The organism is Micromonospora sp. WMMD956 (assembly GCF_029626125.1).
GTDB classification, from domain to species: domain Bacteria; phylum Actinomycetota; class Actinomycetes; order Mycobacteriales; family Micromonosporaceae; genus Micromonospora; species Micromonospora carbonacea.
In genome coordinates, this window is the sequence record NZ_JARUBI010000005.1 from 148,346 (window position 1) to 167,510 (window position 19,165).

At 74.3% G+C, this 19,165-nt stretch carries 17 protein-coding genes; 3 read left to right on the forward strand and 14 right to left on the reverse strand.

Annotated elements, in window-relative coordinates; all coding sequences use genetic code 11:
• Position 1: 1 nt before the first annotated feature.
• The 7 genes from O7628_RS00985 to pyrR are packed head-to-tail and all read right to left on the reverse strand — an operon-like array spanning position 2 to position 9,840.
• Positions 2-1,276 (reverse strand): adenosylmethionine--8-amino-7-oxononanoate transaminase, encoded by a 1,275-nt coding sequence (locus O7628_RS00985; protein ID WP_278127629.1) that lies wholly within the window; start codon positions 1,274-1,276, stop codon positions 2-4.
• 49 nt (positions 1,277-1,325) lie between these two features.
• Complete coding sequence (locus O7628_RS00990) at positions 1,326-2,372, reverse strand: quinone-dependent dihydroorotate dehydrogenase (RefSeq protein ID WP_278127631.1); 1,047 nt, start codon at positions 2,370-2,372, stop codon at positions 1,326-1,328.
• 25 nt (positions 2,373-2,397) lie between these two features.
• Positions 2,398-5,808, reverse strand: coding sequence for a carbamoyl-phosphate synthase large subunit (gene carB, locus O7628_RS00995; protein ID WP_278127632.1), 3,411 nt, complete (start codon positions 5,806-5,808; stop codon positions 2,398-2,400).
• Complete coding sequence (gene carA / locus O7628_RS01000) at positions 5,801-7,000, reverse strand: glutamine-hydrolyzing carbamoyl-phosphate synthase small subunit (RefSeq protein ID WP_278127634.1); 1,200 nt, start codon at positions 6,998-7,000, stop codon at positions 5,801-5,803. Before carA ends, carB begins: the two co-directional genes overlap by 8 nt.
• A 1-nt stretch (position 7,001) precedes the next feature.
• Positions 7,002-8,333 carry a dihydroorotase gene (locus O7628_RS01005; RefSeq protein WP_278127636.1) on the reverse strand — a complete coding sequence of 444 codons (1,332 nt, stop codon included), beginning with the start codon at positions 8,331-8,333 and terminating at the stop codon, positions 7,002-7,004.
• Positions 8,330-9,256, reverse strand: coding sequence for an aspartate carbamoyltransferase catalytic subunit (locus tag O7628_RS01010; RefSeq protein WP_178065566.1), 927 nt, complete (start codon positions 9,254-9,256; stop codon positions 8,330-8,332). The genes O7628_RS01005 and O7628_RS01010 overlap by 4 nt, the downstream gene beginning before the upstream one ends.
• Positions 9,253-9,840, reverse strand: a complete 588-nt coding sequence (pyrR, locus tag O7628_RS01015) for a bifunctional pyr operon transcriptional regulator/uracil phosphoribosyltransferase PyrR (protein ID WP_178065567.1) — start codon at positions 9,838-9,840, stop codon at positions 9,253-9,255. Before pyrR ends, O7628_RS01010 begins: the two co-directional genes overlap by 4 nt.
• Positions 9,841-10,124: 284 nt before the next feature.
• Here pyrR and O7628_RS01020 point away from each other — a divergent pair, with 284 nt between their 5' ends.
• On the forward strand, positions 10,125-10,613 hold the full coding sequence (locus tag O7628_RS01020) for a transcriptional regulator (protein WP_007075816.1): 489 nt from the start codon (positions 10,125-10,127) through the stop codon (positions 10,611-10,613).
• A gap of 113 nt (positions 10,614-10,726) precedes the next feature.
• Here O7628_RS01020 and nusB read toward each other — a convergent pair whose 3' ends face one another.
• The 4 genes from nusB to aroB all read right to left on the reverse strand — a co-directional run bounded on the left by nusB (position 10,727) and on the right by aroB (position 13,429).
• Entirely contained in the window at positions 10,727-11,137 is a 411-nt protein-coding gene (gene nusB, locus O7628_RS01025; RefSeq protein ID WP_176735041.1) for a transcription antitermination factor NusB, read from the reverse strand.
• A 23-nt stretch (positions 11,138-11,160) separates the two neighbouring features.
• Positions 11,161-11,718, reverse strand: a complete 558-nt coding sequence (gene efp, locus O7628_RS01030) for an elongation factor P (protein ID WP_007075814.1) — start codon at positions 11,716-11,718, stop codon at positions 11,161-11,163.
• Positions 11,719-11,856: 138 nt separating this feature from the next.
• Positions 11,857-12,297 carry a type II 3-dehydroquinate dehydratase gene (aroQ, locus tag O7628_RS01035; protein WP_278127639.1) on the reverse strand — a complete coding sequence of 147 codons (441 nt, stop codon included), beginning with the start codon at positions 12,295-12,297 and terminating at the stop codon, positions 11,857-11,859.
• A 55-nt stretch (positions 12,298-12,352) separates the two neighbouring features.
• Entirely contained in the window at positions 12,353-13,429 is a 1,077-nt protein-coding gene (aroB, locus tag O7628_RS01040; RefSeq protein WP_074478684.1) for a 3-dehydroquinate synthase, read from the reverse strand.
• Positions 13,430-13,806: 377 nt separating this feature from the next.
• On the opposite strand from aroB, the gene O7628_RS01045 reads away from it, so the two are divergent.
• The gene (locus tag O7628_RS01045; protein WP_278127642.1) at positions 13,807-14,337 is read left to right on the forward strand and encodes a DUF2243 domain-containing protein; all 531 of its coding nucleotides are present in this window, start codon (positions 13,807-13,809) and stop codon (positions 14,335-14,337) included.
• A gap of 14 nt (positions 14,338-14,351) precedes the next feature.
• The gene (locus tag O7628_RS01050; RefSeq protein ID WP_278127643.1) at positions 14,352-15,185 is read left to right on the forward strand and encodes a cytochrome c oxidase assembly protein; all 834 of its coding nucleotides are present in this window, start codon (positions 14,352-14,354) and stop codon (positions 15,183-15,185) included.
• A gap of 46 nt (positions 15,186-15,231) precedes the next feature.
• Here O7628_RS01050 and O7628_RS01055 read toward each other — a convergent pair whose 3' ends face one another.
• The 3 genes from O7628_RS01055 to O7628_RS01065 form a co-directional block, all read right to left on the reverse strand.
• A complete protein-coding gene (locus O7628_RS01055; protein WP_278127644.1) occupies positions 15,232-15,744 on the reverse strand; it encodes a shikimate kinase in 513 nt (170 codons plus the stop codon).
• 44 nt (positions 15,745-15,788) lie between these two features.
• Entirely contained in the window at positions 15,789-16,967 is a 1,179-nt protein-coding gene (aroC, locus tag O7628_RS01060; protein ID WP_178065571.1) for a chorismate synthase, read from the reverse strand.
• Between the two features lie 264 nt (positions 16,968-17,231).
• Positions 17,232-19,097 carry a glycerophosphodiester phosphodiesterase family protein gene (locus O7628_RS01065; protein WP_278127646.1) on the reverse strand — a complete coding sequence of 622 codons (1,866 nt, stop codon included), beginning with the start codon at positions 19,095-19,097 and terminating at the stop codon, positions 17,232-17,234.
• Positions 19,098-19,165 lie beyond the last annotated feature (68 nt).

Below are 19,165 nucleotides of genomic sequence, written 5' to 3' on the forward strand. Positions count from 1 at the left end.
GTCAGCCGGCCGCCACGGCGGCGGCCATCCCGGTGGCGATCCGGGCGACGTCCGCGTCGTCGGCGACGTACGGCGGCATGGCGTAGACCAGGTCGCGGAACGGCCGCAGCCACACCCCCCGGTCCACCGCCGCGGCCGTCGCCCGCGCCACGTCCACCTCGTGGTCGAGCTGGACCACGCCGATCGCGCCCAGCACGCGGACGTCCGCCACGCCCGGGGCCCCGCGCAGCGGCTCCAGGCCGGCGCGCAGGGCCGCGCCCACCCTCGACACCTCGGCCGCCCAGTCTCCGGCCCGCAGCAGGCCGATGGAGGCGTTCGCGACCGCACAGGCGAGCGGGTTGGCCATGAACGTGGGCCCGTGCGCGAGCACCCCGTCGCGGGAGATGCCCGCCGCCACCTCCGCCGTGCACAGGGCGGCGGCAAGCGTCAGGTAGCCGCCGGTGAGCGCCTTGCCGACGCAGAGGACGTCGGGGCTCACCCCGGCGTGCTCGGCGGCGAACATCGTGCCGGTGCGGCCGAAGCCGGTCGCGATCTCGTCGAAGACCAGCAGCACCCCGTGGGCGCGGGTCACCTCGCGCAGCACCCGCAGGTAGTGCGGGTGGTGGAAGCGCATCCCGCCCGCGCCCTGCACCACCGGCTCCACGACCACGGCGGCCAGCTCGTGCGCGTGCCGCGCCACCGCGTCGGCGAGCGCCGCGCAGTACGCCGGGTCGGGCGGGGTGTCGAAGCCGGCCGGCGGCACGGGCGCGAAGACCTGCCGGGGCAGCACGTCGCCCCACAGGTGGTGCATGCCGCCCTCGGGGTCGCAGACGCTCATCGGGTGGAAGGTGTCGCCGTGGTAGCCGCCCCGCCAGGTGCCCAGCCGCCGGCGCTCCGGCCGCCCGAGCGCCCGCTGGTACTGCAGGCACATCTTCACCGCCACCTCGACGCTCACCGAGCCCGAGTCGCACAGGAAGACCCGCTCCAGCCCGTCCGGGGCCAGCTCGACCAGCGTCTGCGCCAGGCGCACGGCCGGCTCGTGGGTGAGCCCGCCGAACATCACGTGACTCATCCGGCCGAGCTGGTCGACGACCGCCGCGTCCAGCACCGGGTGCCGGTAGCCGTGGATCACCGCCCACCACGACGACATCCCGTCGACCAGCTCCCGCCCGTCGGCCAGCCGCAGCCGCACCCCCCGCGCGCCCGCCACCACGTACGGGGGCGTCGCGGGGGGCAGCGGCGCGTACGGGTGCCACACGTGCGCCCGGTCGGCGGCGAGGATCTCCTCCGGCGTCACCCGCGCCCCCTGCGGGCCCCGGCGGGACCCGCTGTGGCCGGCTCCCCGGTCACGACCGGCCGCCCGAGGGCACCGGCGCGGGCAACGGCCCGGCGGCCCGGGCGGCGGCCCGGACGAGGCCGGGGCCCCGGTAGATGAAGCCGGTGTAGAGCTGCACGAGGGCCGCACCGGCGTCGAACATGCGCGCGGCGTCGTCGGGGTCGACGATGCCGCCCACGCCGACCACCGGCAGCCGCCCGCCGGTCTCCCGGTGCACGAACGACACCACCGCGCGGGCGCGCGCCGCCAGCGGACGCCCCGACAGGCCGCCCGCCTGCCCGCCGCGCTCCCGGTCGGCGGGGGCGAGCCCGTCGCGGGCCAGGGTGGTGTTGGTGGCGATCACCCCGGCCGCGCCCCGGTCGAGGCAGACCTCCAACAGCTCGGCGATCGCCGGCTCGGTGAGGTCCGGGGCGATCTTCACCAGCACCGGCTTCTCCCCCACCAGGGCCGCCAACAGCGCGTCGAGGTGGGCGCGGTCCTGCAACGAGCGCAGGCCCGGGGTGTTGGGCGAGGAGACGTTGACCGCGAAGTAGTCGCCGTGGTCGCGCAGCGCCCGGTAGGAGGCGAGGTAGTCCTCCACGGCCTCGTCCAGCGGGGTCACCTTGGACTTGCCGAGCGAGATCCCCAGCGGCGCGCCGACCGGGCGGGGCAGCGCCGCCAGCCGGTCCGCCAGGGCCCGCGCCCCGGCGTTGTTGAAGCCCATCCGGTTGACCACGGCCTCGCTGTCGCGCAGCCGGAACAGCCGGGGCCGGGGGTTGCCCGGCTGGGCGTGCGCGGTGACCGTGCCGACCTCGACGAAGCCGAAGCCCAGCGCCGGCCACGCCGCCAGCGCCGCGCCGTCCTTGTCCATGCCGGCGGCCAGCCCGACCGGGTTCGGGAAGTCCACCCCGAACACGGTCCGGGGCGCCCGCACGGCGTAGCGGGCCCGCAGCGCGGCGAGCGCCACCGGCGACCGCGACACGGCGGCCAGCCGGCGCAGCGTCCACTCGTGGGCGGCCTCGGCGTCGCCGCCGCCGAGCCGGAACAGCCCGGGCCGCACCACCCGCTCGAAGATCACCGGCCGCTCCCCGGTGTGCCGGCGGTCACTGGGCGGCCCGCAGGGTGGCGTGCAGGTCCTGGAGCGGACGCACGGTCATGTCGCCGCGGATGCGGGCCTCGATGCCCATCACCGCCGCCGCCGCGCCGGGCACCGTGGTGATGCACGGGATGTCCGCCGTCACGGCCGCGCTGCGGATCTCGTAGCCGTCGGAGCGGGCGCTCGCCCCGGAGCCCTGCGGCGTGTTCACCACCAGCGCCACGTCGCCGGCGAGGATCATCGACACCGCGTCGGCGCCCGCCCCGGCCTCGTAGTGCTTGCGGATCTGCTCGCAGGCGATGCCGTGCCGGCGCAGCACCTCCGCCGTGCCGGCGGTCGCCACGATCTCGAAGCCCAGGTCGGCGAGGCGCTTGATCGGGAAGATCATGCCGCGCTTGTCCCGGTTGGCCACCGAGACGAAGATCCGCCCGGACGTCGGCAGCGACCCGTACGCGGCGGACTGGCTCTTGGCGAAGGCGTGCCCGAACTTGGTGTCGATGCCCATCACCTCGCCGGTGGACTTCATCTCCGGGCCGAGCAACGAGTCCACGCCCTTGCCGGTCGGGGTGCGGAACCGCTTGAACGGCAGCACCGCCTCCTTCACCGCGATCGGCGCGTCGGCCGGCAGGGTGCCGCCGTCGCCCGTCGGCGGGAGCAGCCCCTCGGCGCGCAGCTCGGCGACCGTCGCGCCGAGCGCGATCCGGGCCGCCGCCTTGGCCAGCGGCACCGCCGTGGCCTTCGACACGAACGGCACCGTCCGCGACGCGCGGGGGTTGGCCTCCAGCACGTAGAGCACGTCGTCCTTGAGGGCGTACTGGACGTTGAGCAGGCCGCGCACCCCCACCCCCCGGGCGATGGCCTCGGTGTAGCGGCGCACCTGCGCCAGGTGCGAGCCGGCCAGCGTCATCGGCGGCAGCACGCAGGACGAGTCGCCGGAGTGGATGCCGGCCTCCTCGATGTGCTCCATGACCCCGCCGAGGTAGACCTCGCCGTCGGCGTCGCAGAGGGCGTCCACGTCGATCTCGATGGCGTCGTCGAGGAACCGGTCCACCAGCACCGGGTGGTCCGGGGAGATGTCGGTGGCCCGCCCGATGTAGTCGCGCAGCGTCGGGTCGTCGTAGACGATCTCCATGCCCCGCCCGCCCAACACGTAGGACGGGCGGACCAGCACCGGGTAGCCGATCTCGGCGGCGATCGCCTTCGCCTCCTCGTAGGAGGTGGCCATGCCGTGCGCCGGGGCGCGCAGCCCGGCCCGGGCCAGCACCGCGCCGAACGCGCCGCGCTCCTCGGCCAGGTGGATCGACTCCGGGGAGGTGCCCACGATCGGCACGCCGGCGTCCTTCAGCCGCTGCGCCAGGCCCAGCGGGGTCTGCCCGCCGAGCTGCACGACCACCCCGACCACGCCCGGCCCGCCGGCCGCCTTGCCGGACGAGTCCTCGGAGTGCCAGACCTCCAGGACGTCCTCGAAGGTCAGCGGCTCGAAGTAGAGCCGGTCGGCCGTGTCGTAGTCCGTCGACACGGTCTCCGGGTTGCAGTTGACCATGACGGTCTCGTAGCCGCCAGCGCCACCACCGGCGGTCTCGTGGCCGCCACCCGCGCCGGCGGCGGCCGGGCCGACGGGCGCGGCGCGCAGCGCCTGGACGGCGTGCACGCACGAGTAGTCGAACTCGATGCCCTGGCCGATCCGGTTCGGCCCCGAGCCCAGGATGATCACCTTGGGCCGGGCCGACGGCGCGACCTCGGTCTCCGAGTCGTACGTCGAGTAGTGGTAGGGCGTGGTCGCCTCGAACTCGGCGGCGCAGGTGTCCACCGTCTTGTAGACCGGGCGGACGCCGAGCCGGTGGCGCAGCGTGCGCACCCCGTCCTCGGCGGCCAGCTCGGGGCGCAGCGCGGCGAGCTGGCGGTCGGACAGGCCGGCCCGCTTGGCGCGGCGCAGCAGGTCCGCGTCGAGCACCGGGGCGTCGACGATCTCGGCGCGCAGCTCCACCAGGGCGGCGATCTGGTCCAGGAACCACGGGTCGATCCCGCCGGACGCGGCGGAGACCTCCGCGACCGACGCGCCGAGCCGCAGCGCCCGCTCCACGGTGTAGAGCCGGCCGTCGTGCGGCATGCCCAGCGCGGCGAGCGTGTTCTCCTTCGTCGCGCCCTCCGGGTCCGGGGTGGTCCAGAAGCCCGACGCCTTGGTTTCCATCGAACGCATCGCCTTGTTGAGCGCCTCGGTGAAGTTGCGCCCGAGGCTCATCGCCTCGCCCACCGACTTCATGGTGGTGGTCAGCTCCGGGTCCGCGCCGGGGAACTTCTCGAACGCGAACCGGGGGATCTTCACCACCACGTAGTCCAGGGTCGGCTCGAACGCCGCCGGGGTCTTCAACGTGATGTCGTTGGGGATCTCGTCGAGGGTGTAGCCGATGGCCAGCTTCGCGGCGATCTTCGCGATCGGGAAGCCGGTCGCCTTCGACGCCAGGGCCGACGAGCGCGACACCCGGGGGTTCATCTCGATCACCACGATCCGGCCGTCGGCCGGGTTCACCGCGAACTGGATGTTGCAGCCGCCGGTGTCCACCCCGACCTCGCGCAGCACCGCGATGCCGAGGTCGCGCAGCCGCTGGTACTCCCGGTCGGTCAGCGTCATCGCCGGGGCGACGGTCACGCTGTCGCCGGTGTGCACGCCCATCGGGTCGACGTTCTCGATCGAGCAGACGACCACCACGTTGTCGTGGCGGTCGCGCATCAGTTCGAGCTCGTACTCCTTCCAGCCGAGCACGCTCTCCTCGATGAGCACCTCGTGCACGGGGCTGGCGGCCAGGCCCGCCCCGGCGATGCGGCGCAGGTCGGCGTCGGTGTGCGCCATGCCGGAGCCGAGGCCGCCCATCGTGAACGACGGCCGGATCACCACCGGCAGGCCCAGCTCGGCGACCGTGGCCTCGACCTCGGCCATCGAGTGGCAGACCCGCGAGCGGGGCACCAGTCCCGCCGGGTCGGCCAGGCCCAGGCGTACGCCCGCCTTGGCGACGATGTCCTTGAACAGCTGCCGGTCCTCGCCCCGGTTGATCGCCTCGATGTTCGCGCCGATCAGCTCGACGCCGTACTTGTCGAGCACGCCCGCCGAGTGCAGGGCGACCGCCGTGTTCAGCGCGGTCTGCCCGCCGAGGGTGGGCAGCAGCGCGTCGGGGCGCTCCCTGGCGATGACCAGCTCGACGAACTCCGGGGTGATCGGCTCGACGTAGGTGGCGTCGGCGAACTCCGGGTCCGTCATGATCGTCGCCGGGTTCGAGTTGACCAGGCTGACCCGGATCCCCTCGCTGCGCAGCACCCGGCACGCCTGGGTGCCCGAGTAGTCGAACTCGCAGGCCTGCCCGATGACGATCGGCCCCGAGCCGATGACCATGATGTGCTTGAGATCGGTCCGCTTAGGCATGCGCGCGCCCCTCGCTGTTGCTCCGGCCTTCGATGAGGTCGGCGAAGCGGTCGAACAGGTAGTCCGCGTCGTGCGGGCCGGCCGCCGCCTCCGGGTGGTACTGGACGGTGAAGGCGGGCACGTCGAGCGCCCGCAGCCCCTCGACCACGTTGTCGTTGAGGCAGACGTGCGACACCTCGACGCCGCCGAACTCGGTGTCGATCACCTGGTCGGGCACGACCGCGCCGGCCCGCGCACCCGGCGCCTGCACCGCGCCCTGCTCCTGTTCGCGGCCCGGCCACGCGACGGCGAAGCCGTGGTTGTGGCTGGTCACCTCGACCTTGCCGGTGGCCCGGTCGAGCACCGGCTGGTTGATGCCCCGGTGGCCGTAGCCGAGCTTGTAGGTGCCGAAGCCGAGCGCCCGGCCGAGGATCTGGCTGCCGAAGCAGATGCCGAACAGCGGGATCCGCCGGGCGAGCACCTCCCGGGCCAGCCCCACCGGGCCGTCGGCGGTCGCCGGGTCGCCGGGGCCGGGCGAGAAGAAGACGGCGTCCGCGCCGGTGGCGAGCAGGTCGTCGATGCTCGACCCGGCGGGCAGCACGTGGGTGGTGACGCCGCGCGCGGCGAGCCGGCGCGGCACGTTGCGCTTGATGCCCAGGTCCAGGGCGGCCACCGTGAACCGGTGGGTGCCCTCGGCCGCGACGACGTACGGCTGCGCGGTGCTCACCTCGGCGGAGAGGTCCGCGCCGACCATCTGCGGCGCCTGGCGGACCCGGGCCAGCAGGGCACGCGGGTCGTCGTCGACGCTGGAGACGCCGACCCGCATCGCGCCGCGCTCGCGCAGGTGCCGGGTCAGCGCCCGGGTGTCCACGCCGCTGATGCCGACCACGCCCTCGGCGGCGAGCCGGTCGGCCAGCGCGCCGGTGGACCGCCAGTTCGAGGCGACCCGGGCCGGGTCGCGCACCACGTAGCCGGCCACCCAGATGCGGGCGGACTCGTCGTCCTCGGCGTTGACGCCGGTGTTGCCGATGTGCGGGGCGGTCTGCACCACCACCTGCCGGTGGTAGGAGGGGTCGGTCAGCGTCTCCTGGTAGCCGGTCATGCCGGTGTTGAAGACCGCCTCGCCGAAGGTCTCGCCGACGCTGCCGTAGGCCTCGCCGTGGAACGTGCGCCCGTCCTCCAGCACCAGGATCGCGCTCCTGCGCTTCTCCATATTAGTTAACAGCCTTTCCGTCCAGGACCGTCGGCTCGCCGCGCAGGAAGGTCGCCACGATGCGACCCGGCAGCGTCATGCGGGCGTACGGGGTGTTGCGACTGCGGCTGGCCAGCTCCGCGGGCTCGATGACCCGGCGGGCGGCCGGGTCGACCAGGGTCAGGTTGGCCGGCACGCCGGGGGCCGGGTCGACGCCGTGGCCGTCGAGCCCGGCGATGCGGGCCGGGGCGCGCGACATGCGCTCGGCGATCAGGTCCCACTGCGGGCCGAGCACGTCGAGCGCGATCGACAGCGCCGTCTCCAGACCGAGCATGCCCGGCCGGGCGTACGCCCACTCGCACTCCTTGTCCTCCACGGCGTGCGGGGCGTGGTCGGTGGCGATGACGTCGATCACGCCCTCGGCCAGCGCGGCGCGCAGCGCGGCGATGTCGGTGGCCGTGCGCAGCGGCGGGTTGACCTTGAACACCGGGTCGTAGGCTCCCGCCGGGCTCCAGTCGCCCGCGAGCGCGGGGCTGGCCAGCTCACCCCTCCCGCTCACGACCTCGTCCGTCAGCAGCAGGTGGTGCGGGGTCACCTCGGCGGTGACGCGTACCCCCCGGGCCTTGGCCTGGCGCAGCACCTCGACGCTGCCGGCGGTGGAGACGTGGCAGACGTGCAGGCGGCTGCCGACGTGCTCGGCGAGCAGCACGTCCCGGGCGATGATCGCCTCCTCGGCGACCGCCGGCCAGCCGGTCAGCCCGAGCCGGGTGGACACCTCGCCCTCGTGCATCTGCGCGCCCTCGGTGAGCCGGGGCTCCTCGGCGTGCTGGGCGATGATCCCGTCGAACGCCTTGACGTACTCCAGCGCCCGGCGCATCAGCTTCGGGTCGGCGACGCAGTGCCCGTCGTCGGAGAAGATCCGCACCCGGGCCGCCGAGTCGGCCATCGCGCCCAGCTCGGCCAGGCGCTCGCCGGCCAGGCCGACGGTGACCGCGCCGATCGGCTGCACGTCGACCAGCCCGGCCTCCCGGCCGAGCCGCCAGACCTGCTCGACCACGCCGGCGGTGTCGGCGACCGGGGAGGTGTTCGCCATCGCGCAGACCGCCGTGTAGCCGCCGAGCGCCGCCGCCCGGGAGCCGGACTCCACGGTCTCGGCGTCCTCGCGGCCGGGCTCGCGCAGGTGGGTGTGCAGGTCGACCAGGCCGGGCAGGGCGACCAGCCCGGTGCCGTCGACCCGGGTGGCGTCGGGCGCGGTGAGGCCGGCGCCGGTCTCGGCGACGACGCCGTCGCGGATCAGCAGGTCGGTCGGCGCGGCGCCGACGACGCTCACGTTGGTGATCAGGTACGCGGTCACAGGTTGTTCCCCCCGAGCAGCAGGTAGAGGACGGCCATCCGCACGGAGACCCCGTTGGCGACCTGTTCGACGATGGTGGAGCGGGGCGAGTCGGCGACCTCGGGCGTGATCTCCATGCCCCGGTTCATCGGCCCGGGGTGCATGACGATCGCGTGCTCCGGCAGCCGGCGCATCCGGGGCGCGTCGAGGCCGTAGCGGCGGGCGTACTCGCGGGCCGACGGGAAGTAGGAGTCGGTCATCCGCTCCCGCTGCACCCGCAGCATCATCACCACGTCGACGTTCGGCAGCACGGCGTCGAGGTCGTAGGAGACGTCGATGCCGGGCGCGAGGGCCTGCGCGATGTCGACGGGGATCAGCGTCGGCGGGCCGACCAGGGTGACCTTCGCCCCGAGGGTGGACAGCAGCAGCACGTTGGAGCGGGCCACCCGGGAGTGCAGCACGTCCCCGACGACCGCGACGTGCAGGCCGGCGAGCCGGCCCAGCCGGGCCCGCATCGTGTACGCGTCCAGCAGCGCCTGGGTGGGGTGCTCGTGGGTGCCGTCGCCGGCGTTGACCACCGAGCCGTCGACCCAGTCGGCCAGCCGGTGCGGGGCGCCCGAGGCGGGGTGCCGGACGACGACCGCGTCGGCCCCCATCGCCTGGAGGGTGAGCGCGGTGTCCTTCAGGCTCTCGCCCTTGGCGACGCTGGAGCCCTTGGCCGAGAAGTTGATCACGTCGGCGCTGAGCCGCTTCGCCGCCGCCTCGAACGAGATCCGGGTGCGGGTGGAGTCCTCGTAGAAGAGGTTCACCACGGTCCGCCCGCGCAGCGCGGGCAGCTTCTTGACCTCGCGGCCGGCGACCGTGGCCATCTCGGCGGCGGTGTCCAGGATCAGGGTGGCGGTGGCGGCGTCCAGGTCGGCGCCGGAGAGCAGGTGGCGGATCATGCGGCGGTCGCCTCCCCGTACAGCTTGACCTCGTCGACGCCGTCGGTCTCGGCGAGGGTGACCTTCACGTTCTCGGCCAGCGCGGTCGGGATGTTCTTGCCGACGTAGTCGGCGCGGATGGGCAGCTGCCGGTGGCCCCGGTCGACCAGGACGGCGAGCTGCACCGAGGCGGGGCGGCCCACGTCGCTGAGCGCGTCGAGCGCGGCCCGGACGGTGCGGCCGGAGAAGAGGACGTCGTCGACGAGGACGACCCGCTTGCCGTCGATCCCGCCGGCCGGCAGCTGGGTCGGGCCGACCGCGCGGGTGGCGTGCCGGCGCAGGTCGTCGCGGTAGAGGGTGATGTCGAGCACACCGGCCGGGATGGCGACGTCCTCGAAGGCGCCGATCCGGGCGGCGAGCCGCCGGGCGAGCGGCACGCCGCGGGTGGGAATCCCCAGCAGCACCGTGCCGGCGGCGCCCTGGGTCTTCTCGAGGATCTGGTGTGCGATGCGGTCGACCACGCGCGAGACGTCCGCTGCGGCGAGGATCACCTTCACCGAGGGTTGTCGCGGTGGCGACGGGTGGGCAGCCGACGGGTAGGCCACGGCGGACCTCCTTCCCCGCCTCACGGGACGGGTCGTTAAAGGACGTCTGACGCCTCCGGCGGGCCGCGGGCGGCCCGGTCGGGGGCTGCGTGCCACGTTACCAGCGGTCACGGGACCACCCGACGCCGGCACTGACCCCAGAATCAGGCTGGCGAATCGGTACAACTCCCCCCGCCCAGCCCAACGGTAGGGTCCCGACCACTTGACCAGTTGTCGCAATCCCCGTACCGTCACGCTCCGTAGCGATCGCGGGGTGAACCCCGAGCAGCACTGGGAGTGTCCGAATGCCCTCTGAATACGCCAAGTCGCTGGGCGCCCGCCTGCGCTCCATCCGCCAGCAGCAGGGCCTGTCCCTGCAGGGAGTGGAGGAGAAGTCCAACGGGCGGTGGAAGGCCGTGGTGGTCGGCTCGTACGAGCGCGGTGACCGCGCCGTCACGGTGTCCCGCCTGGCCGAGCTGGCCGACTTCTACCGGGTGCCCGTCTCCGAGCTGCTGCCCGACGGCAGCGGGGTGCGACACGAGCCCACCAGCAAGATCGTCCTGGACCTGGAGCGGCTCTACGACGACGCCTCCGAGGACCTGGCCTACGTCGCCCGGTACGCCCGCGCCATCCAGCAGCAGCGGGGCGACTACAACGGCCGGGTGCTCTCCATCCGCGCCGACGACCTGCGCGCCCTGGCGATCGTCTACGACGCCTCGCCGTCCGGGCTGATCGAGCGCCTCACCGAGCACGGGGTGCTCGTCGCCGACCCGCGGGCGTTCTTCGCGTCCTGACGTGTCGTGGGGCGTTCCGCACGCCCTGACCAGGCCACGCCGAAAGGGCCCGTGCCGCAGGCACGGGCCCTTTTCGACACCGCTCGCCGGCCGCCGCCCCCGAGGGGCGGCGGTCAGCGGGTGGCGTACTCGGCGATCCGGCCGAGCACCCCGTTGAGGAAGCGCGGCGAATCGTCGGTCGACATCTGCCGGGCCAGCTCCACGGCCTCGCTGATCGCCACCGCGTCGTCGAGCTCGTCGACGTAGAGCAGCTCGTAGACGGCGATGCGGGCCAGGTTGCGGTCCACCGCCGGCATCCGGTCCAGCGTCCACCCCTCGGCGTAGCTGGCGATCAGCTCGTCGATCCGGTCCAGGTGCGCGGCCACCCCCTCGACGAGGCCGACCGCGTAACCCAGGTGCTCCGGGTGGGGCTTCTCGATCCGCTCGACGTAGCCGGCGAGCACCTCCACCGGCGGCCGGTTACGCAGGTCGGCCTCGAAGAGCACGTCCAGCGCCCGCTTGCGCGCCTTGCGGCGCGCCGGCATCTGCTGCTTGGGCCCCTCGGCCATCAGGCGCGGCCGAGGTAACGGCCGTCGCGGGTGTCGACCTTGATCTTCTCGCCGGTGGTGATGAAGAGCGGCACCTGCACGGTCGCGCCGGTCTCGACCGTCGCCGGCTTGTTGCCGCCGGTGGACCGGTCGCCCTGCAGGCCCGGCTCCGTGTAGGTGATCTCCAGCACCACGGAGGTCGGCAGCTCGATGTAGAGCGGCACGCCCTCGTGGGTGGCGACGGTCGCCTCGGCCTCCGGCAGGAGGTAGTTGGCGGCCTCGCCGACGGTGCCCCCGGGCACGGTGATCTGGTCGAACGTCTCCAGATCCATGAAGACGTAGTCCTCGCCGTCGGCGTAGAGGTATTGCATCGTGCGCTTGTCCACGGTCGCGGTCTCGACCTTGGTGCCCGCGTTGAAGGTCTTGTCGACCACCTTGCCGGACAGCACGTTCTTCAGCGTGGTACGCACGAAGGCGCCACCCTTACCGGGCTTGACGTGCTGGAACTCTACGACGGCCCAGAGCTCCCCGTCGAGGTTGAGTACCAGGCCGTTCTTCAGGTCGTTGGTGGTGGCCATTTCCTGCCTTGATCATCAATTGGCGGACAGACCTGGCAAGTCTACTAGCTGCCCCCGCCGGCCGTACCCGCCGTCGGCCGCCGGTCGTTCCCGCGCCCGCGCGAGCCACCCCCACCGACCCCTGCGCGGGCGGCGTCCCTAGCGGGCCGCGTCCGCGCGGGCCGCCAGGTGGTGCAGGGCCAGCCGGTAGCCGTCCACGCCCAACCCGCAGATCACCCCCGTCGCCACCGCCGAGACCACCGAGTGCGCGCGGAACTCCTCCCGGGCGTGGATGTTGGAGATGTGCACCTCCACCAGCGGGCCGCGCAGCAGGGCGCAGGCGTCCCGCACCGCGATGGAGTAGTGCGACCAGGCGGCCGGGTTGAGCACCACCGCCGCCCGCTCGTCGGCCGCGTCGTGCAGCCAGCCCACCAGCTCGTGCTCGGCGTCGGTCTGCCGCACCGTCACGTCCAGCCCCAGCTCCCGGCCGGTGGCCTCGCAGAGCCCCACCAGGTCGGCGTAGCTGGTCGCCCCGTAGACGTCGACCTGGCGGGTGCCCAGCCGGCCCAGGTTCGGCCCGTTGAGCACGTACACCCTCACGCGGTTCCCCCTTCGTTCGCGACTGCGGGGCTCCGCTGCGCTGCACTCCTCGCGCTCACCGTGACACCTCCCGGTAGGCGGCGTGCAGCAGCTCGTCGTCCGGGCCCTCCAGGATCGCCGGGCGGGCCAGCGCGTCGAGCACCACGAACCGCAGCCGCGAGCCGCGGCTCTTCTTGTCCACCCGCATCGCGGCCAGCAGCTGCGGCCACGCGTCGGCCCGGTACGCCGTCGGCAGCCCCAGGGCCGTCAGCACCGCGCGGTGCCGCGCGGTGGTCTCCGGGTCCAGCCGGCCCGCCAGCCGGGCCAGCTCCCCCGCGTAGACCAGCCCGACGGACACGGCGTGCCCGTGCCGCCAGCGGTAGCCCTCCACCTTCTCGATCGCGTGGGCGAGGGTGTGGCCGTAGTTGAGCACCTCGCGCACCCCGGACTCGCGCAGGTCGCCGGAGACCACGTCGGCCTTCACCCGGATCGCCCGCTCGATCAGCTCCCGGACCACCGGCGACGTCGGGTCCGTCGCCGCCGCCCGGTCCCGCTCGACCAGGTCGAGGATCACCGGGTCGGCGATGAAGCCGCACTTGACCACCTCGGCCAGCCCCGCCGCCAGGTCGGCCGGCGGGAGGCTGTCGAGCACCGCGAGGTCGCACAGCACCCCGACCGGCGGGTGGAAGCCGCCCACCAGGTTCTTGCCGGCCGCCGTGTTGATCCCCGTCTTGCCGCCCACCGCCGCGTCGACCATGCCCAGCAGCGACGTCGCCACCGGCACCCAGCGCACCCCGCGCAGCCAGCAGGCCGCGACGAAGCCGGCCAGGTCGGTGACCGCGCCGCCGCCCACCCCGACCACCGCGTCCGTACGTGTGAAGCCCGCCTCGCCGAGCCGGTCCCAGCACGCGGCGGCCACCTCGATGGCCTTGCCCGCCTCGGCGTCCGGCACCTCCACGAGCAGCGGGGCCGCCCCGGCCGCCGCCAGGCGTGCGCCGATCGCGTCGGCCAGCCCCTTCAGCGGCGGCGCGTGCAGCACCGCGACCCGGGTCGCGCCGGGCAGCAACGTCGGGAGCGAACCGAGCAGGTCGCGTCCCACCAGCACGTCGTACGGCCGTTCGCCGCCGACCGGAATCCGGGTCACCTCGTCCATCGCCCGGCAGCCTAGTCGAGCCGAGGCCCGCACGACGGCGCGTGTCCACTCCGTGGCGGGGTAGGTGCAAGGAAGGGCACCTTGTTAACGCTTTCTGTATGGGAAGGGCCCCTTCCTAACACCACGCACGGCGCGACTCCGCCGCATGAGGCGACGCCGGCGTATCACGGGTCGCCGCCGCGACACGTCACCGGTGGCGGCCGGCGGCGTTTAGCCGGGCAGAGCGGGGGCAGCGTTTCCAGCACAGGCGACGGTCCGGACCCGGACGTCGTTCCGGCCCGGGGGCGTTCCGGGATGACGGCGTCGCCGGGACGGCAGCGTCGCCGGGACGGCGGCGTTTCCGGGCCGGCCGGCCGACGAGGCGGAGGTACCCCGCGATGAGCACACCCAGCACCAAAGGCAGCGAGGGCGCCGACATCCGGCTGCCCGCCACGATCCTCGGCGTCGGCCTCGGCGGCTTCGCCGACGGCATCGTGCTGCACCAGGTGCTCCAGTGGCACCACATGCTCAGCGGCACCGGCAGCGACAACGTCGGGGTCAGGGCGTACCCGGTGGACACCGTGCCCGGCCTGGAGATGAACACCCTCTGGGACGGGATCTTCCACGTGGTGACCTGGGTGGCGGTGCTGACCGGCCTGGCGCTGCTCTACGCCCGGGTCACCCGGTCACGGGGTCGGCTGTGGCGCTCCCCCGTGCTGTGGGGCTGGGCGCTGGTCGGCTGGGGGCTGTTCAACCTCGTCGAGGGGATCGTCGACCACCACCTGCTCGGCATCCACCACGTGCGCGAGGGCGCGTACCGGACGTGGTGGGACCTCGGGTTCCTGGCGCTCGGGGCGGCGCTGGTCGCCGCCGGCTGGCTGGTGCAGCGCCGCGGCACGACCGTGGACCTCTGCGCCGACCGCTGGTGACCGGGGACCTGACGGTGGGGGGAACCCAGGCGGTGGGCGACGCGCTGGCGACGACCGCAGGCCGGGTGGTCGGTGGGGACGGCCACGGCGGGCACGACGGGTACGCGCCGGGGCCCGCGCTGCTCGTACCCCTGGTGCTGTTCTGGGTCTATCTCGCCGCCGCGCTGCGGCAGCGCGGGCCCGACGGGGGCGGCTGGCCGCACCGGCGCACGGCGGCCTTCGGCGCGGGGGCCGGCCTGCTCGCGGTGGGGCTGGCCCTGCCGGCCGGCGGCTTCGCCGCGCACGCGTGGCAGCACCTGCTGGTCGGCATGCTCGCGCCGCTCGGGCTGGTGCTCGGCGCGCCGGTCACCCTGGCGCTGCGCAGCATCGACCGGCGGCGCGGCCGGGCCCTGGTCCGGCTGCTGCGCCGCCCCGCCCTCGCCGCGCTCGCCCACCCGGTGACCGGCCTCGTGCTCACCACCGGCGGGCTGTACGCGCTGTACCTGACGCCGCTGTACCGGGCGACGCTGGCGCACCCGGTGCTGCACCACCTGGTGCACCTGCACTTCCTGCTCTCGGGGCTGCTCTTCACCTGGTCGGTCGCCGGGCCCGACCCCGGCCCGCACCGGCCCCGGGTCCCGGTGCGGCTCGTGGTGCTCGGGGTCGCCGTGGCCGCCCACGCCGCCCTCGCCCAACTGCTGTACGCGGGGCTCGCCGTGGACGTCCCCGCCCCGCCGGAGCAGCTGCGCGCCGGGGCGACGGTCATGTACTACGGCGGCGACCTGGCCGAGATCGCCCTGGCGCTGGCCCTCCTCGCCACCTGGCGCCCGCAGGTAAGGAGGGGCCCCTTGTTAACGCATTCTGCATAGGAAGGGCCCCCTGCAAACACCCTCGCATAGGGCAGCGGGGAACGCCTCAGGGCTTGAGCAGGGCGGCGACCTCGGCGGCGATCTCCTCCGGCGCACGCCCGTCGGTGACCACCGTCGCGGTCGCCACCTCGGCGTAGAGGGGGCGGCGCTGGTCCATCAGGTGCTTCAGCGTCGCCCTCGGGTTGATCGCCAGCAGCGGACGGCCGGCGCCCAGCCCGACCCGCTTCACCGCGTCGGCCAGCTCGACGCTCAGGTGCACCACGGTGTGCCCGACCAGGGCGGCGCGGTTCTCCTCGGCGAGCACCGCGCCGCCGCCGAGGGCGAGCACCCCGGCGCAGGAGGTCAGCGCCGCGGCGGTGGCGGCCCGCTCCAGGGCGCGGAAGTGGTCCTCGCCCTCGTCGACGAAGATCTCCGGGATCGGCTTGCCGGCCATCGCCTCGATGTCGGCGTCGGTGTCGCGGAACTCCACCCCGAGCAGCGCGGCGAGGGCCTCCCCCACGGTGGTCTTCCCGGAGCCGGGCGACCCGACGAGGACCACCACCGGCCGCGTCCGGCTCACCGCATCACCACTGCTGTCCACCGCATCACCACCTGGCGACGGGCTCACCGGATCACCAGGGAGTCGAGGTAGCCGGCCAGGTTGCGGCGCATCTCGGCCACCGAGTCACCGCCGAACTTCTCCACGGCGGCCTCGGCGAGCACCAGCGCCACCATCGCCTCGGCGACCACGGCGGCGGCCGGCACGGCGCACACGTCGGAACGCTGGTTGATGGCGGTCGCCGGCTCTCCCGTGGTCACGTCGACCGTGGCCAGGGCCCGGTTCAGCGACGAGATCGGCTTCATCGCCGCCTTCACCCGCAGCGGCTCGCCGGTGGTGATGCCGCCCTCCAGGCCACCGGCCCGGTCGGTCACCCGACGCACCCCGGTCGCGGTCGGCACGATCTCGTCGTGCGCCTCCGAGCCACGGGAGCGGGCCTGCAACCAGCCGTCGCCGATCTCCACGCCCTTGATCGCCTGGATCGACATCAGCGCGGTGGCGAGCCGGGCGTCGAGCTTGCGGTCCCACTGCACGTGGCTGCCCAGGCCCGGCGGCACCCCGTACGCCAGCACCTCGACCACGCCGCCCAGCGTGTCGGCGGCCTTCTTCGCGGCGTCGACCTCGGCGACCATCCGGGCGCTCGCGTCGGAGTCGAGGCAGCGCAGCGGGTCGGCGTCGATCCGCTCGGCGTCCTCCGGCGTGGGGCGCAGCCCCGGCTTCGCGGCGACCGGACCCAGCTCCACGACGTGCGAGACGATCTCGATGCCGAGCGCCTGCTTCACCAGGGCCTTCGCCACGGTGCCGACGGCGACCCGGGCGGCGGTCTCCCGCGCGCTGGCCCGCTCCAGGATCGGCCGGGCGTCGGTGTGGCCGTACTTCTGCATGCCGGCAAGATCGGCGTGGCCCGGACGCGGGCGGGTCAGCGGCGCGTTGCGGGCCTGCTGGGCCAGCTCGTCGGGGTCCACCGGGTCGGCGGCCATCACCGTCTGCCACTTGGGCCACTCGGAGTTGCCGACCCGGATGGCGACGGGGCTGCCGAGGGTGACCCCGTGCCGGAGCCCGCCGATGATCTCGACGACGTCCTGCTCGAAGGCCATCCGGGCGCCCCGGCCGTAGCCGAGCCGGCGGCGGGCCAGCTCACCGGCGATCTCGCCGGTGGTCACCTCGATCCCGGCGGGCACGCCCTCCAGCATCGCGACGAGGGCGGGACCGTGCGATTCACCTGCAGTCAACCAGCGCAACACGTGGGCAAGTCTGTCACGACCGGGTCACGTCCCACCGGGCCGCCCACCGCGTCCCGCCCTACGGACGCGCCGCCCGCCCGCCACGGGCCGGGCGCGGGCACCCGACCCCGACCCCGACCCGCCCCCCGGGCCCGGTGATCAAGAGAAAAGCGTCAACTTTGATCTTCACGATGACGCAAATCTCTTGATCACCGACCGGGGCGGGGCGGGGCCGGGGCGGGTCGGGGACGGGGCGGGGCGGGGCGGGGACGGGGCGGGGCGGGGTTAGCGGGGGGCCAGGGTGCGGGCGTCGGCGGCGATGACGCGTGCCTTCGCCGCCGGCAGGAAGCGGCCGGCGTGCTGGTCGGCGTACCGGGCCAGCTCCGCGTACCGGCCCTTGACCAGGTGGTTGGTGAGCACCGTGAGGGCGTGCTCCTTCGCGCCGGAGGTGAGCACCAGGTGACCGAGGCCGGCCGGGGTCACCGCCACGGTGAAGGTGGCCTCGGCGGTGGCGGTGCCCTTCGGGCCGGTCGCCTCGGCGCGCAGCTTGTGCGCGCCGGCCGCCAGCCCGGTCAGGTCGAGGGGCTTGCCCGCCGGCACCGCCGTCCCGTCGAGGGTGACGGTCACGGTGTCGGCGTCGGTGGCCGGCACGGTGAGCACGGGCCGCTGCGCCCGGTCCAGCTCGACGCCGTCGGCCGGGGCGGCGATCGACACGGTGGGTGCGGCCGCGCCGAGCTGACCGGCGGCGTTCCAGCCGGCCAGCTCCGCCGGCCGGTTCGTGATGATCCCGTCGGTGCCGATCCGCTCCAGCTGCTGCCACTGGGCCGGCGAGTCGACCGTCCAGGCCATGACGGCGACACCGGCGGCGTGCAGGTCGGCGATCACCGACGGCCGGGCCAGCAGCGCCGCACCCGTCGGGTTGTACGCCGTGACGCCCAGCTCCCGGGCCACGGCGACCGGGTCGGCGTCCAGGCCGCTGCGCAGCAGGCCGGTCGGCAGCTCGGGGGCGAGCTCCCGAGTGTGACGCAGGGCGTCGACCTCGAAGCTCTGCACGAAGACTCGCGTCGTCATCTTCTCGGCGCGGATCACCTCGACGATGCGGGCCACCTCGTCGCGGGTGTGCGCGCCCTTGATCTCCAGCAGCAGGTTGCCGCCCCGGGTCCGCAGGTCGGCGAGCTGCTCGGCGAGGGTGGGCAGCCGGGCCCCGGCGTACTGCGGGGCGAACCAGGAGCCGGCGTCGAGCGCCTTGAGCTGGGCGGCGGTGAGCGTACGGATCGCGCCCGAGCCGTCGGTGGTGCGGTCGACGGTGGCGTCGTGCAGCACGAACGGGACCCCGTCGCGGCTGGGCTGCACGTCGTTCTCGACGAAGTCCGCGCCGGAGCGGCGGGCGATCTCCTGCGCGACGAGGGTGTTCTCGGGGGCGGCGGCGGACGCGCCCCGGTGGGCGATGACGGTCAGCGGCGCACCGGCCGGGCGCAGGTAGCCGTTCGGCGGCAGCTCGGTGACCAGCACGTCGTCGAAGGAGACGCTGCCGCCGTTGACGATCAGGGCCTGCCCGCCGTCGGTGGACCGGGTGAGGCTGCTGGTGCGCAGCAGCTGGCGGCCGTCGAGGAACCAGCGGGCCTGGTTGCCGTGCACCTCCACGGCGACCTGCATGTCCCGCCCCGTGCCGGCGGCGTACGGCGCGGAGCCGGTGTTGGTGACGTTCCAGGCGTTGGCGGTGGTGAGCTGGGCGAACTCCAGGCCGTTCGCGGCCGTGGTGCCGCTGCGCATGGTGGCGATCCACCACGGGGTACGCCCGTCGGCGGGCACGTCGAGGCCGAGCGCCGTCCACCGGGTCGGCTCGGCGACGGACTCGAAGCGGACGGTCGCGGAGAACCGGAAGTCGGTGAGGTGCCGCCCGAAGGTGATCTTCCTGGTGCCGCTGGTGGCGGTGCCGTGGAGCCGGCCGTCGCGCACCGTCCACTCCCCGTCGACGGCCCGCCAGCCGGCGGGCAGCGTGCCGGCGGAGAAGTCCTCGGCGACGACGACGTCACCGGGCTTCGCGGTGGCCGGGGCGGAGACAGGCACGGCGGCGAGCAGCCCGGCGGTCGTGGCGAGCGCCGCGAGCACGGCCCCGGGCCGGCGCGGCCGCAGGTTCAAGGTCAACATGCCCCGCACGCTAGGAACCGCGCCCGAACGCCCGATGTCGCCACCACTGCCACCGGCCGACCCCCGGA